Here is a 15678-nt window from a genome sequence, read left to right on the forward strand (position 1 = left end):
TTAGCGTCAAATAACATAAGAGAAGAATATGGCAGAAGAACAACCACAAGGTGCTGACGCGCCTAAAGGCAAAAGTAAATTGTTAATTATCATCATTGCAGTCGTCGTATTGCTTGGTGGTGGCGGTGCTGCTGCATTCTTTTTAATGGGCTCTAGTGAACCTGAACAAGCCGCGGTTGAACAAGACGCGCAAGCTGTCGCGGCAGCAAACCCAATCGCTTACGTTAATATTGCGCAGCCGTTTGTGTTCAATGTAACAGGTGATAGCCGGGATCGACTTGTTCAAATCAAAGCACAACTGATGGTTCGTGGTAGTGAAAATGAAAACTTAGCTCGCTATCACTCACCACTTATAGAAAGCTCTCTTCTATCAACGTTTGCTTCTGCTACGGTTGAGCAGCTGCGCTCTCCGGATGGTCGAATTGAGTTAAGAAACCGAGCGACTGACGATATCAAAGCTGCGCTGAATGCTGCGGTTGGTAAACCAGTTATCGAAAAAGTCTTATTTACAGACTTTGTTATTCAATAGGTAAAACGTGACAGATCTATTAAGCCAAGATGAGATTGATGCGCTATTACATGGTGTAGACGATGTTGATGACGTCGATGAACCCATGGACGAAGACACGGGGAGTGCCGTTAACTTCGACTTCTCATCTCAAGACAGAATTGTACGTGGTCGCATGCCGACGCTCGAACTTATCAACGAGCGCTTTGCACGACACATGCGGATCAGTCTGTTTAACATGTTGCGTAAAACGGCAGAAGTGTCGATCAATGGCGTACAGATGATGAAGTTTGGTGAATACCAAAATACCCTGTACGTTCCAACCAGTCTGAACATGGTGCGTTTTCGTCCGTTAAAAGGTACGGCACTGATCACTATGGAAGCGCGTCTGGTGTTTATTCTGGTAGAGAACTTCTTCGGTGGCGATGGTCGTTTCCATGCCAAAATCGAAGGTCGTGAATTTACCCCAACCGAACGACGCATTATTCAATTACTTCTAAAAATTGTTTTTGAAGACTACAAAGAAGCATGGTCTCCAGTCATGGGTGTGGAGTTCGAATATCTTGATTCAGAAGTAAACCCTAGTATGGCCAACATCGTGAGCCCGACAGAAGTGATTGTTGTCAGCTCATTCCATATCGAGGTTGATGGCGGTGGTGGCGATTTTCACGTTGTAATGCCTTATTCGATGGTTGAACCTATCCGCGAATTGCTGGATGCGGGTGTTCAATCTGACAAAATGGAAACAGACGTACGTTGGAGTTCTGCTCTGCGTGAAGAGATCATGGATTGCCCGGTAAACTTTCGTGTGAATTTGCTGGAGAAAGACATCTCTCTACGTGACTTGATGGAACTTCAACCGGGTGATGTGATCCCGATTGAGATGCCAGAACACGCGACGATGTTCATTGAAGATTTACCCACCTATCGAGTCAAAATGGGGCGCTCAGAAGACAAGCTGGCAGTGCAAGTTTCTGAGGAAATCGAGCGTCCACATGTAGTAAAAACGGATTTGGCGTTTTTGGGTAAGGACATTATGTCTGAGCTTGAAAGCGATGATGACGATTAAATTAACACGCCAGTATTTCAATGCCTTTGCTGAATTGATAGCGAAGGTGGAAGAACAAAGAAGATTTAAGACAGGACACAATAATGGAACCAAGTGACGATCAAAAACTTGCTGACGAATGGGCAGCAGCTCTTGGCGAAGATCCATCAGCACCATCAATTGATGTTGATGAAGTGCTTGCAGCGCCATTAGAAGAGTTGAAAGATACCTCTGCGCCTATTTCTGAAGATGAGCGACGTAAGCTTGATACCATCATGGATATTCCCGTGACTATCTCGATGGAAGTCGGTCGTTCTCAGATTAGCATTCGAAATCTATTGCAGTTAAACCAAGGCTCTGTCGTGGAACTGGACCGCTTAGCGGGAGAGTCCCTTGACGTGTTAGTGAACGGTACACTCATTGCTCATGGTGAAGTTGTTGTCGTCAACGACAAATTTGGTATTCGTCTGACGGACGTAATTAGCCAAACTGAACGTATCAAAAAGCTACGCTAGTATGAGAAGTTCAATCAATACACGGTTGATGCAAATGACAGGAGCACTGAGCCTTGCGCTGAGTGCTCCTTATGCATTTGCAGCTGCGCCAAATAGTTTGGATATGGCGACGACATTGGGCTCATTGGTTCTTGTCATTGGTGTCATCATCTTTTTGGCATGGCTGTTAAAGCGTATGCAGGTTCCAGCAATGGGGCAGCAAAAAGGTTTAAGAATTGTCAGCCAGTTACCTGTAGGAACGAAAGAGCGTATCGCAGTCGTGCAAGTCGGAGAAGAGCAATTTCTGGTAGGTATTACCAGTCAATCGATTCAAACCCTGGCTAAACTAGAACAGCCGCTAAAAGAGGATGAGTTGGCGACCAATGCATTTGCTAGTCAATTTAGTCAACTGATTAAAAAGAATGATAAAGGATAATCCAATTAGACTGGTCATCGGCCTTGTTGTCTTGATGCTAAGTCTATTAACGTCGTCAGCCGCGTTCGCTCAAGCCGAAGAAGGCGCATTGCCCGCCAACTTAGCCCCTGGAGGCAGTGTTACAGTGCAAGCGATGGAGAGTGATAAAGGTGCAAGCCACTCGTTATCGGTTTCCAACACGGGCGGCATTCCGGCATTTACCATGACGACCAATCCAGATGGCAGCGAAGATTATTCCGTTACGCTGCAAATTCTGGCTCTGATGACCATGCTTGGCTTCTTGCCAGCGATGGTCATTTTAATGACTTCTTTTACTCGTATCGTGGTCGTCATGTCCATTCTGCGCCAGGCTATGGGTTTGCAGCAAACGCCATCAAACCAGGTCATTATTGGTATTGCGTTGTTCCTTACTTTTTTCGTGATGTCCCCAGTACTCAATGAAGTGAATGAAACAGCCATTCAGCCATATTTAAACGAGCAAGTCACAGCGCGAGAAGCTTTTGATGCAGCACAACAGCCAATGAAAGCATTTATGCTCAAGCAGACTCGCGTTAAAGACCTTGAAACGTTCGTTAATATGTCAGGGGCGGAAGTGACAAACCCTGAAGATGTGTCTATGGCGGTGTTGATCCCTGCTTTTATCACTTCTGAACTTAAAACAGCTTTCCAGATTGGTTTTATGCTGTTTCTTCCGTTTCTTATTATTGACTTAGTGGTCGCGTCAGTACTGATGGCGATGGGTATGATGATGCTCTCGCCTATGATTGTATCCCTGCCATTCAAGCTAATGTTGTTCGTGTTAGTTGATGGCTGGAACTTAATACTATCAACCCTAGCGGGCAGCTTTGCTTTGTAGCTGGGCAAATTTGAAGAGGAATAATTATGACTCCTGAAATGTTTGTCGAGCTTTTCCGAGATGCTTTGTGGATGGTGCTGATCATGGTCTGCGCCATCATTATTCCCAGCTTATTAATTGGTTTAGTCGTGGCAATCTTTCAAGCGGCAACGTCTATCAACGAACAGACATTGAGCTTTTTGCCACGTTTGATTGTGACCTTGTTGGCCCTAATGCTATTTGGTCACTGGATGACGCAAATGCTGATGGAGTACTTTTTTGGTTTGATTGAGCGCTTGCCTCAAGTGCTTTATTAACAAGGTATTGTGATGGAATACCCAACTGACATTGTACTGGATTGGATTGCCAATTACTTTTGGCCATATGTCCGTATATCTTCAATGTTAATGGTAATGACTGTGACTGGTGCACGCTTTGTTTCGCCACGTATTCGTCTTTACCTCGGGTTAGCGATTACGTTTGCCGTGATGCCAGCTATTCCGGCAGTTCCTCAAGATATTGAATTGCTCTCATTTCGTGGTTTCATGACCATCGCTGAGCAAATCATTATTGGCGTTGCAATGGGAATGGTTACTCAGTTTTTGATTCAAACTTTTGTTCTGCTGGGCCAGATATTAGGTATGCAGTCGAGTTTAGGCTTTGCATCGATGGTCGATCCGGCTAATGGTCAAAATACCCCATTGCTTGGTCAACTCTTCATGTTTTTGGCGACCTTATTCTTCTTAGCAACAGATGGGCACCTTAAAATGCTACAGCTGGTGGTGTTTAGCTTTAAAACTCTACCAATTGGTTCAGGCAGCCTGAATGCGGTCGATTATAGAGAGATGGCAAGCTGGTTGGGGATTATGTTTAAAACGGCATTGAGCATGTCTTTATCTGGCATTATTGCGCTACTTACTATTAACTTATCTTTCGGTGTAATGACTCGTGCCGCACCACAGCTAAACATCTTTTCGCTCGGTTTTGCCTTTGCTTTGATGGTTGGTTTGTTGTTGTGTTGGTATATTTTGGCTGGCTTATATAGCCACTACTTACTGTATTGGACAGTGGGTGAGGAGCAAATTTGTAACCTCATTCGCTTGAGTTGTTAGGAGGCTGGTTTGGCAGAGTCAGACGGTCAAGAACGCACCGAAGAAGCCACCCCCCGACGGTTACAACAAGCCAAAGAAAAGGGGCAGGTGGCTCGTTCTAAAGAGCTTGCATCGGCCTCGGTGCTTATCGTCGGTGCTGTATCTTTAATGTGGTTCGGTGAATCTTTGGCTCGTGCTCTGTTTTCTATCATGAGCCGCTTGTTCGCTCTTAAGCGCGATGAAATCTTTGATGTCGCCAAATTGTTTGATATCGCGGGCGGTGCTCTTACTTCCTTACTGCTACCTCTGCTACTGATCCTATTGACGCTCTTTATTGCTGCGGTGATTGGCGCGGCTGGCGTGGGGGGAATCAGCTTTTCTGCAGAAGCGGCGATGCCTAAGTTGTCAAAAATGAACCCACTAAGTGGCCTGAAGCGAATGGTTGGGCTACAAAGCTGGGTTGAGTTGGTCAAATCAATCCTAAAGGTTGGCTTGGTGACAGGGGTGGCGATTTACTTGATCCAAGCATCACAGGCTGATTTGATTCAGCTTAGTATGGATGTTTATCCGCAAAACATTTTCCATGCACTCGATATCTTGCTGAACTTCGTCTTGCTGATCAGTTGTTCGCTATTGATAGTTGTCGCGATTGATATTCCATTTCAGATCTGGCAGCACGCTGACCAACTTAAAATGACCAAGCAAGAAGTGAAAGACGAGTACAAGGATACGGAGGGTAAACCAGAGGTTAAAGGTCGTATCCGAATGCTACAACGTGAAGCCGCTCAACGAAGAATGATGGCTGATGTTCCGCAAGCTGACGTTATTGTCACCAACCCAGAACACTTTTCTGTTGCACTTCGTTATCAGCAAAAAACAGACCGTGCGCCTGTCGTTGTTGCCAAAGGAACCGATCATATTGCGATGAAAATTCGTGAGATTGCGAGAGAGCATGACATTACGATTGTGCCAGCACCTCCTTTAGCGCGTGCACTGTACTACACCACTGAGTTAGAACAGCAGATTCCTGATGCACTATTTACCGCGGTCGCACAAGTACTCGCTTTCGTATTCCAGTTAAAGCAGTACCGCAAGCGTGGTGGACAAAGACCAAAACTCAAGGACTATGAGTTACCTATTCCCCCAGAATATCGACATTAATGCTTAGGGAAATTAGCTAAAGATCAAAGGATTGAGAATTACTTTGATCTTTAGTCATTATTTTGGCGTTTATGCTGGTACACAGATTGCTTAAATCGTGTTTATCAACAACAATACCTAGCACTTACGAATGAGTGCTATCGCTCCCTCGTCCCGTCGAGACGAGCAGACATCAAAGCTGAGACACCACCTAAATATGAAGTTAAGCCTGCCTTTTGCAGATAAGCTGCCCAAAATACCACAGCGTTCAATGCCGGCTATCGGCGCGCCAGTAATGGTACTTGCCACCCTTGCAATGGTGGTCTTACCGATTCCTGCGTTCTTGCTGGATATGTTTTTTACCTTCAACATCGCGCTTGCGATGGTGGTGTTATTGGTTACGGTTTACACACGACGTCCGCTTGACTTTGCTGCATTCCCAACAGTACTTCTTATTGCAACGTTGCTTCGTTTAGCACTGAACGTTGCGTCAACTCGTGTCGTTCTTCTTTATGGTCATGAAGGTGGTAACGCAGCCGGTAACGTTATTGAAGCTTTTGGTAATGTTGTAATTGGTGGTAACTACGCTGTTGGTTTGGTGGTGTTCTTAATCTTGATGATCATCAACTTTATGGTAGTTACCAAAGGTGCAGGTCGTATTTCTGAAGTTAGTGCTCGCTTTACCCTAGACGCTTTACCTGGTAAGCAGATGGCCATCGATGCCGACCTGAACGCGGGACTTATCGATCAAGAACAGGCGAGAACAAGACGATTCGAAGTTACCAAAGAAGCCGACTTCTATGGTTCGATGGATGGTGCGTCAAAGTTTGTTAAAGGTGATGCCATTGCTGGTATCTTAATTCTATTCATCAACATTATTGGTGGTTTATCCATCGGTATGGCGCAGTATGGTTTAGGCTTCTCTGAAGCTATGCAAATCTATACCCTGCTGACGATTGGTGATGGCCTTGTTGCGCAGATACCATCACTTTTACTATCAATCGCTGCTGCGATGATGGTAACCCGTCAAAATACTGATGAAGATATGGGCGAGCAGCTCATTTTCCAGATGTTTGATAACCCGAAAGCACTGATGATCACGGCGGCTATTTTAGGTGTTATGGGTATTGTTCCGGGCATGCCTCATTTCTCATTCCTCTCCCTTGCGGCCATTGCTGGTGGCGCTGCTTATTGGCTAGATAAAAAGCAGAAACAAAAAGCGAAAGAGCCCAAGCCGCCCGCAGAGCTTGAAGGTGGGAACGAACCTATCTCTCAACGAGAACTCTCTTGGGATGATGTGCAGCCAGTGGACATTATTGGTCTAGAAGTCGGATATCGTTTGATTCCGCTAGTGGATAGAGACCAAGGTGGGGAGTTGCTCGAACGGGTTAAAGGTGTGCGTAAAAAGCTATCTCAGGATTTTGGCTTTCTGATTCCAGCTGTACACATACGTGATAATTTAGAACTAACGCCAAATAGCTATCGTATTACGCTAATGGGTGTTGCCGTTGGTGAAGCTGAAATCAAGCCAGACCAAGAACTTGCAATAAACCCTGGTCAAGTTTACGGCATGATCGAGGGTGAACCAACAATTGACCCTGCATTTGGTCTCGAAGCTGTGTGGATTCGCGAAGAACAGAGAGAACACGCTCAAGCCTTAGGTTACACCGTAGTGGACTCTTCAACGGTTCTCGCAACCCATTTAAGCCAATTGCTAACCAATAATGCTTCACAGCTCATTGGGCATGAAGAGGTGCAGAACCTACTTGAAATGCTTGGGCGAAGTGCGCCTAAGCTGGTAGAGAACTTTGTTCCTGACCAACTGCAACTTGGTGTGGTTGTGAAAGTGCTGCAAAACTTGCTTAATGAAGCGGTACCAATTAGAGACATTAGAACCATCATCCAAACCCTGGCTGAGTACTCAAGTAAGAGTCAAGAACCTGACATTCTAACAGCAGCGGTTCGCATCTCTCTTAAACGACTAATTGTCCAGGAAATCAATGGTATAGAGCCTGAGTTGCCAGTGATTACACTGATTCCTGAGCTGGAACAAATCTTGCATCAGACAATGCAGGCTTCAGGAGGAGAATCCGCAGGTATTGAGCCAGGATTGGCAGAGCGTCTGCAATCTTCCTTGAGTCAAGCGACACAAGAACAAGAGCTGAAGGGGGAACCTGCAGTTCTACTGACTTCTGGCGTATTGCGTTCAACATTGGCTAAGTTTGTCAAAAACACAATACCAAGCTTAAGGGTGCTCTCATACCAAGAAATCCCGGATGAAAAACAGATCAGAATTGTGCAAGCCGTGGGTAATTAAATAACCCATTATAATGGATTCGTAGTTTGAAAATTAAACGATTTTTTGCCAAAGATATGCGCTCAGCGTTGCTTCAAGTGAAAGAACAACTTGGAGCGGATGCGGTGATCATGTCGAACAAGAAAGTAGCGGGTGGCGTAGAGATCGTAGCTGCGATAGATGGCGAGTCCAACGCAGCTGCTGGAGAGAGCAGTGCAAAAGCGCTACCTAGTCGCTCTACTACACCAAATCGTTATAGTGAACATCAACAAATGTCTTCTGCCGCCGCGAGCCGTTTTGAAGATCGTCGATTAGATGAAGACAAAATTAGTTTGAACAACAGCACCGAGAAATCGGGTTCGATGACAAAACGCTTTGCGAACATGCTCAAACAGTATAGCCATGGCGCGTCGGAATCTGATGACCATGTGGCTGAAAATGAGGATTCGTTATCAGCGCTGTTGCAAAGACAAACTAAGCACAGAGAGAACTATAACCAGCCAGCTCCTTACCAGCCTGATTCGCCACTGGCCAAGCTTATTGCTCAAGATGATCGATTCAGTCCTCCTAGTCCGAAGCTGGATCCGACACGTTATGATCGCCGTCGACCTTCTGACGAAAAAGATAATTCGCCAAGTGAGCTCGAGAACATGCGAGAAGAAATGACATCGATACGTCGTTTGTTGGAGCATCAAGTCTCTGGGCTTATGTGGCAGGAAGTTGAGCGCCGTGAACCTCTACGAGCAATGCTGATTAAACGGTTAGAACGTATGGGTGTATCTCCGGAGCTAGCGGACCAGATGGCTTGCTATATTCCAGAAGACACGAAACCTTCAAGAGCGTGGAAGGCTCTACTAGCACTGGTCGCTGATCAGATTTCGACACCACGCCAAGATATATTGAAACGTGGTGGTGTTGTCGCACTGCTAGGCCCTACTGGTGTTGGTAAAACGACGACAGTGGCAAAGCTAGCTGCTCGTGCTGCGATGGAGTATGGCGCGGACAACGTTGCCTTAGTGACAACAGACACTTATAGAATTGGTGCACATGAGCAGCTGTCAATATATGGCAGAATTATGGGTTGTCCTGTAAGAGTTGCTAAAGATTCTGATGAATTGGCCGATGTTATATATCAACTACGAAACAGACGTCTGATTTTGGTTGATACTGCAGGTATGGGGCAACGTGATGTTCGTCTATCAGAGCAACTGGATACATTGATGCAAGAGAGTGGAGAGGTCATCCACAGTTACCTTGTATTGCCAGCGACAGCTCAACGACGCGTATTACAAGAAACACTAGACCACTTTAAACGTATTCCATTGTCTGGCTGCATTTTAACTAAGTTGGATGAATCCCTAAGCTTAGGCGAGTTCATTAGCGTAGTTATTCAAAATGCAATGCCAGTCGCGTATATCGCAAACGGACAGCGTGTACCTGAAGACATTGTGATTGCACAACCAAAATACATGATTGCGAAAGCAAACGAACTGTTAGAGAAGTCGACAGAGAACGAACCTCACTTTTGGAATAGTGACAACGAAGGACTCTAGGGCGGCGGACTACTATGACTGAGAATATGATACACGATCAAGCAAGCGGCCTCCGTCGCTTAACACAGCCATCACTCACTAAAGTTATTGCGGTAACGGGTGGTAAAGGTGGTGTGGGTAAATCTAACGTAACACTTGGTTTGGCAATTTGTATGGCACGCCAAGGCAAAAAGGTGATGGTACTCGATGCTGACTTAGGCCTTGCCAATGTCGATGTTATGCTCGGTATTCGCTCAAAACGTAATCTAGGACACGTACTTGCAGGCGAATGTGAGTTAAAAGATGCAATTGTTGAAGGTCCTTATGGTATAAAGATAATACCTGCAACTTCAGGCACACAAAGCATGACGGAATTGTCACCGGCTCAACATGCGGGTTTGATTCGTGCTTTTGGTAGCCTTGAAGATGAAATGGATGTGTTACTGATTGATACAGCCGCGGGTATTTCTGATATGGTTATCAGTTTTTCACGAGCAGCTCAAGATGTGGTTGTAGTCGTTTGTGATGAACCAACTTCAATCACTGATGCTTATGCACTGATCAAGCTTTTAAGCAAAGAACATCAAGTTCAACGCTTTAAAGTTGTTGCAAATATGGTCAGGAGTTATCGTGAAGGCAGAGAATTATTCGCAAAGTTGACGCTAGTCACAGAGCGATTCTTGAATGTGAGCCTTGAACTCGTAGCATGTATTCCATTAGATGATAAAGTACGACAAGCAGTTAAGAAGCAAAAAATCGTAGTGGATGCTTTTCCTCGCTCACCAGCTGCTTTAGCAATCAGCTCATTAGCGAACAAGGCACTGACTTGGCCGATTCCAAAAACGCCAAGTGGCCACTTAGAATTTTTTGTAGAAAGATTGCTGCATCGTAATGAATTCTCAGAGGACCCTTTTGGTGAATAAAGCGCTTACTTATGATCAGCGTGGCAACGTCAATAGCCAGCAGGCTTTCATTGAACGTTATTCTGTGCTGGTCAAACGTATTGCTCACCACCTGTTAGGCCGTTTACCGCCGAGTGTTCAGGTTGAGGATTTAATCCAAGCCGGAATGATCGGTCTTATCGAAGCTCAGCAGAATTATGATGGTTCTAAAGGTGCGAGCTTTGAAACATACGCAGGTATTCGAATCCGTGGTGCGATGTTAGATGACATTCGCAAAGGGGATTGGGTACCACGTTCTGTTCATAAAAATAATCGAGAGATTAATCAAGCGATAGCAGAGCTAGAGGCTCAGCTGAATCGAGATCCTAGTGATGCTGAAGTTGCGGCTCATATGGGGCTTACAATAGAGCAATACCATAACGCGTTGACGGATATTAATTGCTCCAAGCTCATAGGTATCGAAGATCTGGGCGTCTCTGATGATGTCATAACGCCAGCCGAAGATTCGGATGACAATAATCCATTCAAAGGTGTGGCTAATGAATCGTTTAGAAAAGCACTGGTTGAATCAATAAAACAGCTACCTGAGCGTGAAGCTTTGGTACTTTCGCTTTATTATGACGAAGAACTTAATTTGAAAGAAATTGGTGATGTATTAGGTGTGAGTGAGTCTCGCGTTAGCCAAATACTAAGCCAAGCGATGCAACGTTTACGCACTAAGTTGAGTGCGTGGACACAAAATGACTAAAAACACTGATTTTTGATTCAGTGGAGGCAATTTTGAATAAAAACATGAAGATCCTTATTGTTGATGACTTCTCAACAATGCGCCGTATTGTCAAAAACCTACTTCGTGACTTGGGTTTCAATAACACCCAAGAGGCAGATGATGGTTTAACTGCATTACCAATGCTGAAAAAAGGTGACTTCGATTTCGTTGTAACTGACTGGAACATGCCAGGAATGCAGGGTATTGACCTTCTAAAACACATTCGTGCAGATGCTGAATTGAAGCATCTTCCTGTGCTTATGATCACAGCTGAAGCAAAGCGTGAACAGATCATTGAAGCTGCTCAAGCTGGCGTTAACGGTTACATCGTTAAGCCATTTACAGCGGCAACACTAAAAGAAAAACTCGATAAAATTTTCGAACGTTTATAAGTCCTTACTTTTACTCGTTAGCTGAGTCGTCAAATACTTTAAATCTAAAAATAGATGGCTCACTTAACATAATGTAGTAATTAGAAAGAGCAAAACGTAAAAGGGTCTATTCAGGATGATCTCACTAGAGCAGGCGAAGTCTCTCGTCCAGTTATTAGAAAATGGAGAGCAAGAACAAGCAGATGCGCTGGTTGCTTCCATATATGAAGGGAAAGGAAATCCGATGCTTCAAGAAATCGGAACTCTTACACGTGACCTTCATGACTCATTGAAGCAGTTCAATATCGATCAACGTATGACGGAAATCGCTAAAGATGAAATCCCAGATGCAAGGGATCGTCTCCAGTACGTGATCGAGAAAACTGAACTGGCTGCAAACAAGACGATGGATGCAGTGGAATGTTGCCTACCGATGGCGGACAACTTAAATAACTGCTTACAGCAAGTTCGTCCTCAATGGAACGAACTCATGCATGGTCGAATTGAATTAAGTGAGTTTAAAGCCCTCTGCCACCGTATCGATGAACTCCTCGTTCAAGTTGAAGGTGACAGTACAGAATTACGTGGTCAACTAACCGAAATTCTAATGGCGCAAGACTTCCAAGACTTAACCGGTCAAATCATTCGCAGAGTAATTACACTCGTGAATGAGGTGGAAGGGCGTTTAGTGGAAATATTGACGGTCTTTTCGAATAACAAACCAGAAGAAGAAACAGCTAACAAACCTGTTGAAGCTTCTGACACAAAGCAAAAATGCTCAAGTGAAGCGGAAGGCCCAATTCTTCACCCAGAATTGAGGGAAGATGCAGTTTCATCGCAGGACGAAGTCGATGACTTATTGTCCAGTCTTGGATTTTAAAGGTAACGTATGAGCTACGATTTAGACGAAGATATTCTTCAGGACTTTCTAATTGAAGCCGGAGAAATTCTGGAGTTGCTGTCTGAGCAACTTGTAGAGTTAGAAAATAACCCTGAAGATAAAGATCTACTGAACGCTATTTTCCGTGGGTTCCACACAGTAAAGGGTGGAGCGGGATTCCTGTCGCTAGCCGAACTGGTTGATACCTGTCACGGTGCAGAAAACGTATTTGATGTGTTGCGAAACGGCCAACGTTCCGTAACTCCGAGTTTGATGGATACCATGCTAAAAGCACTGGATACTGTTAATACTCAATTCCAAGCAGTTCAAGATCGTGATGCTCTAGAAGCCGCGGATCCGGCGTTACTTGAAGAGCTACATCGTCTATGTCGACCTGAGTCTGAAGATGAGGTCGCCGTTGCTCCTGTTGCTGAACCAGAACCTGTTATTGAACCTGAGCCAGTCGTTATTCCAGAACCAGTGTCAGCGCCAGTTGAAAGCGTTAGTGCAAGCTCTGTTGATGAGATTACGCAGGACGAGTTCGAAAAGCTTCTGGACGAGTTGCATGGTAAAGGTAGTGCTCCAGGCGCACACGCTGCACAGCCTGCAGCAGCACCAGTTGCAAACGCACCAGTGGATAGTGGTGATATCACAGACGATGAGTTCGAGCGTCTACTGGATGAACTACATGGTGCTGGTAAAAGCCCATCTGCATCAAGCTTTGCAACTGAACCTGAAACACCTAAAGCTCCAGAACCAGCTACGCCAGCGCCAACAGCTCCATCTGCAGACAGTGATTTGATGACCGATGAAGAGTTTGAAAAGCTGTTGGATGAGCTACATGGTTCAGGCAAAGGCCCTTCTATCGAAGAGCTTGATTTTGCGACTAAACCAGCTTCCGCAAACTCAACTAACGAACCAGCTGCACCTACTCAACCTTCTGTTGCACCTGCACCAGTTTCAGCTCCGGCTCCAGCACCTAAGCCGGAAGCAAAACCCGTTGCCGTAAAAGAAGAGCCAAAAGCAGCGGCTCCTGCAGTTAAAAAGCCTCAAGCTGAAGCGACCGTTCGTGTAGATACATCAACCCTTGATACCATCATGAACATGGTTGGTGAGTTAGTCTTGGTTCGTAACCGACTATTAAGTCTTGGTTTAAACAGCAATGACGAAGAAATGTCGAAAGCTGTTGCGAACTTAGATGTCGTTACTGCAGACCTTCAAGGCGCGGTGATGAAGACACGTATGCAGCCGATCAAGAAAGTATTTGGCCGCTTCCCTCGTGTTGTACGTGATTTGGCGCGTAACTTACAAAAAGACATCGTGCTGGAAATGCGCGGTGAAGAAACCGATCTAGACAAAAACCTTGTAGAGGCGCTTGCGGATCCACTAATCCACTTAGTACGAAACTCAGTTGACCATGGTATCGAAATGCCTGATGACCGAGCGAAGGCGGGTAAGTCTCGTACTGGTAAAGTGATCTTGTCAGCATCTCAAGAAGGTGATCATATCGAACTGGCTATCGTCGATGATGGCGGCGGTATGGATCCGAATAAGCTTCGTGGTATCGCGGTGAAACGCGGCATGATGGACGAAGATGCTGCAGCACGCCTGTCGGACAAAGAGTGTTTCAACCTCATCTTTGCACCAGGCTTCTCTAGTAAAGAGAAGATCTCAGACATCTCAGGTCGTGGTGTTGGCATGGATGTGGTTAAGACTGCGATCAATACCTTGAATGGTTCAATCGATATCGATTCTGAGCTAGGTAAGGGTACGAAGATCACCATCAAAGTACCGCTAACGCTAGCAATTCTTCCAACCCTAATGGTTGGCGTCGGTGGGCATCCATTTGCACTACCGCTAGCATCGGTTAATGAAATTTTCCACCTTGACCTAAGTCGTACCAACGTTGTTGATGGTCAGTTGACGATTATCGTACGTGATAAATCGCTTCCTCTGTTCTATTTACAGAATTGGTTGGCGCAACGTGGCACAAAAGTCGCAGAGCGTTCTGGCCATGGACATGTTGTTATCGTTCAGCTAGGCAGTCAACGAGTTGGCTTCGTAGTGGATACTTTAATAGGTCAAGAAGAAGTGGTTATCAAGCCACTAGACAACTTACTACAAGGCACGCCAGGCATGGCGGGTGCGACGATTACCAGCGATGGTCACATTGCATTGATTCTAGACGTGCCAGACCTACTCAAACAATACGCAGCTGCGTCTCGTATTTAAGTTGAGTAGAAAGATATAAAGGATAAAAATGGCGATTAAAGTATTAGTTGTTGATGATTCTAGTTTCTTTCGACGTCGCGTAAGCGAGATCATCAATTCAGAATCGCGCCTTGAAGTTATTGACGTTGCAGTAAACGGCCGAGAGGCCGTTGAAAAAGCGAAAACGCTAAAGCCCGACGTCATTACAATGGATATCGAAATGCCGGTGATGGATGGCATCACCGCAGTTCGCGAAATCATGGCGGCAGCACCAACGCCAATATTGATGTTTTCATCTTTGACGCATGATGGTGCAAAAGCGACCCTTGATGCGTTGGACGCAGGTGCTCTTGATTTCCTTCCAAAGAAATTTGAAGACATTGCTCGCAACCGTGATGAAGCAGTGACATTGCTACAGCAGCGCGTTATTCAGATTGCAGCCAAGCGCGCGTTTATGCGTCGCCCAATTGCAAAGCCTGCAGCGACGCCAAGCAGTACAGCTTCTCGCCCAACGGCTTTACGTACTAACGGAACGGCGACGCCAGCGACTGGGCGACCGGTAGCGGCAAAGTTCAGAGCTTCAGGTAAGAAATATCAACTAACGGCAATTGGCACCTCTACAGGTGGTCCGGTGGCACTGCAGAAAATTCTCACCAAATTGCCGGTTAATTATCCACACCCAATTGTTCTGATTCAGCACATGCCAGCGACGTTCACAGCAGCTTTCGCAAGTCGTTTGAATTCTCTGTGTAAGATTCAGGTGAAAGAAGCGGCTGATGGCGACGTGCTGCAAGCTGGTGTAGCGTACCTCGCACCAGGTGGTAAGCAGATGATGGTGGATGGTAGAGCGGGAGCCGCACGCCTTCGTATTATCGATGGCGGCGATCGAATGAACTACAAACCATGTGTTGACGTTACTTTTGGTTCTGCTGCAAAAATTTATGGCGATAAAGTACTTTCAATGGTGCTAACCGGCATGGGTGCAGATGGTCGAGAAGGTGCACGCATGCTTAAGTCTGCTGGCTCGACAATTTGGGCGCAGGATGAAGAAAGCTGCGTCGTATATGGCATGCCTCAAGCCGTCGCTAAAGCAGGGATTTCAACAGAAGACCTACCTTTAGAACGTATTGCAGAGCGCATGTTGGTCGAAGTTGGCTTAGCGTAG

Annotated in this window: 16 protein-coding genes; all 16 read left to right on the forward strand. The window is 45.6% G+C overall.

Going from position 1 to position 15678, the window contains the following annotated elements:
- Positions 1 to 28: 28 nt before the first annotated feature.
- The 16 genes from fliL (at position 29) to BSZ04_RS12505 (ending at position 15678) form a co-directional block, all read left to right on the forward strand.
- Positions 29 to 529 (forward strand): flagellar basal body-associated protein FliL, encoded by a 501-nt coding sequence (gene fliL / locus BSZ04_RS12430; RefSeq protein WP_010449610.1) that lies wholly within the window; start codon positions 29 to 31, stop codon positions 527 to 529.
- 7 nt (positions 530 to 536) lie between these two features.
- Positions 537 to 1577, forward strand: a complete 1041-nt coding sequence (gene fliM, locus BSZ04_RS12435) for a flagellar motor switch protein FliM (protein ID WP_010449607.1) — start codon at positions 537 to 539, stop codon at positions 1575 to 1577.
- An 83-nt stretch (positions 1578 to 1660) separates the two neighbouring features.
- Positions 1661 to 2071 (forward strand): flagellar motor switch protein FliN, encoded by a 411-nt coding sequence (gene fliN, locus BSZ04_RS12440; RefSeq protein ID WP_010449605.1) that lies wholly within the window; start codon positions 1661 to 1663, stop codon positions 2069 to 2071.
- A gap of 1 nt (position 2072) precedes the next feature.
- Positions 2073 to 2486: a flagellar biosynthetic protein FliO gene (fliO, locus tag BSZ04_RS12445; protein WP_029561024.1), complete on the forward strand. Its 414-nt coding sequence runs from the start codon at positions 2073 to 2075 to the stop codon at positions 2484 to 2486.
- The gene (gene fliP / locus BSZ04_RS12450) at positions 2473 to 3342 is read left to right on the forward strand and encodes a flagellar type III secretion system pore protein FliP (protein ID WP_010449602.1); all 870 of its coding nucleotides are present in this window, start codon (positions 2473 to 2475) and stop codon (positions 3340 to 3342) included. Before fliO ends, fliP begins: the two co-directional genes overlap by 14 nt.
- 26 nt (positions 3343 to 3368) lie before the next feature.
- On the forward strand, positions 3369 to 3638 hold the full coding sequence (fliQ, locus tag BSZ04_RS12455; protein WP_005433008.1) for a flagellar biosynthesis protein FliQ: 270 nt from the start codon (positions 3369 to 3371) through the stop codon (positions 3636 to 3638).
- Positions 3639 to 3650: 12 nt separating this feature from the next.
- Positions 3651 to 4433, forward strand: coding sequence for a flagellar biosynthetic protein FliR (gene fliR / locus BSZ04_RS12460; protein WP_010449599.1), 783 nt, complete (start codon positions 3651 to 3653; stop codon positions 4431 to 4433).
- A 9-nt stretch (positions 4434 to 4442) separates the two neighbouring features.
- The gene (gene flhB / locus BSZ04_RS12465) at positions 4443 to 5573 is read left to right on the forward strand and encodes a flagellar biosynthesis protein FlhB (protein WP_010449597.1); all 1131 of its coding nucleotides are present in this window, start codon (positions 4443 to 4445) and stop codon (positions 5571 to 5573) included.
- 196 nt (positions 5574 to 5769) lie between these two features.
- Positions 5770 to 7869 carry a flagellar biosynthesis protein FlhA gene (gene flhA / locus BSZ04_RS12470; RefSeq protein ID WP_010449595.1) on the forward strand — a complete coding sequence of 700 codons (2100 nt, stop codon included), beginning with the start codon at positions 5770 to 5772 and terminating at the stop codon, positions 7867 to 7869.
- Between the two features lie 26 nt (positions 7870 to 7895).
- On the forward strand, positions 7896 to 9401 hold the full coding sequence (gene flhF, locus BSZ04_RS12475) for a flagellar biosynthesis GTPase FlhF (protein ID WP_038884871.1): 1506 nt from the start codon (positions 7896 to 7898) through the stop codon (positions 9399 to 9401).
- Positions 9402 to 9415: 14 nt separating this feature from the next.
- Positions 9416 to 10303 carry a MinD/ParA family protein gene (locus BSZ04_RS12480; protein WP_029561023.1) on the forward strand — a complete coding sequence of 296 codons (888 nt, stop codon included), beginning with the start codon at positions 9416 to 9418 and terminating at the stop codon, positions 10301 to 10303.
- Positions 10296 to 11030: an RNA polymerase sigma factor FliA gene (locus BSZ04_RS12485; RefSeq protein ID WP_010449591.1), complete on the forward strand. Its 735-nt coding sequence runs from the start codon at positions 10296 to 10298 to the stop codon at positions 11028 to 11030. The genes BSZ04_RS12480 and BSZ04_RS12485 overlap by 8 nt, the downstream gene beginning before the upstream one ends.
- 44 nt (positions 11031 to 11074) lie before the next feature.
- Positions 11075 to 11443: a chemotaxis response regulator CheY gene (gene cheY, locus BSZ04_RS12490; RefSeq protein ID WP_017635949.1), complete on the forward strand. Its 369-nt coding sequence runs from the start codon at positions 11075 to 11077 to the stop codon at positions 11441 to 11443.
- Between the two features lie 115 nt (positions 11444 to 11558).
- A complete protein-coding gene (locus BSZ04_RS12495; RefSeq protein WP_010449590.1) occupies positions 11559 to 12302 on the forward strand; it encodes a protein phosphatase CheZ in 744 nt (247 codons plus the stop codon).
- 9 nt (positions 12303 to 12311) lie between these two features.
- Entirely contained in the window at positions 12312 to 14534 is a 2223-nt protein-coding gene (locus BSZ04_RS12500; RefSeq protein WP_088880500.1) for a chemotaxis protein CheA, read from the forward strand.
- Between the two features lie 28 nt (positions 14535 to 14562).
- On the forward strand, positions 14563 to 15678 hold the full coding sequence (locus tag BSZ04_RS12505) for a protein-glutamate methylesterase/protein-glutamine glutaminase (RefSeq protein ID WP_010449588.1): 1116 nt from the start codon (positions 14563 to 14565) through the stop codon (positions 15676 to 15678).

Origin of the sequence: Vibrio rotiferianus, assembly GCF_002214395.1 — a bacterium.
Classification (GTDB): Bacteria; Pseudomonadota; Gammaproteobacteria; order Enterobacterales; family Vibrionaceae; genus Vibrio; species Vibrio rotiferianus.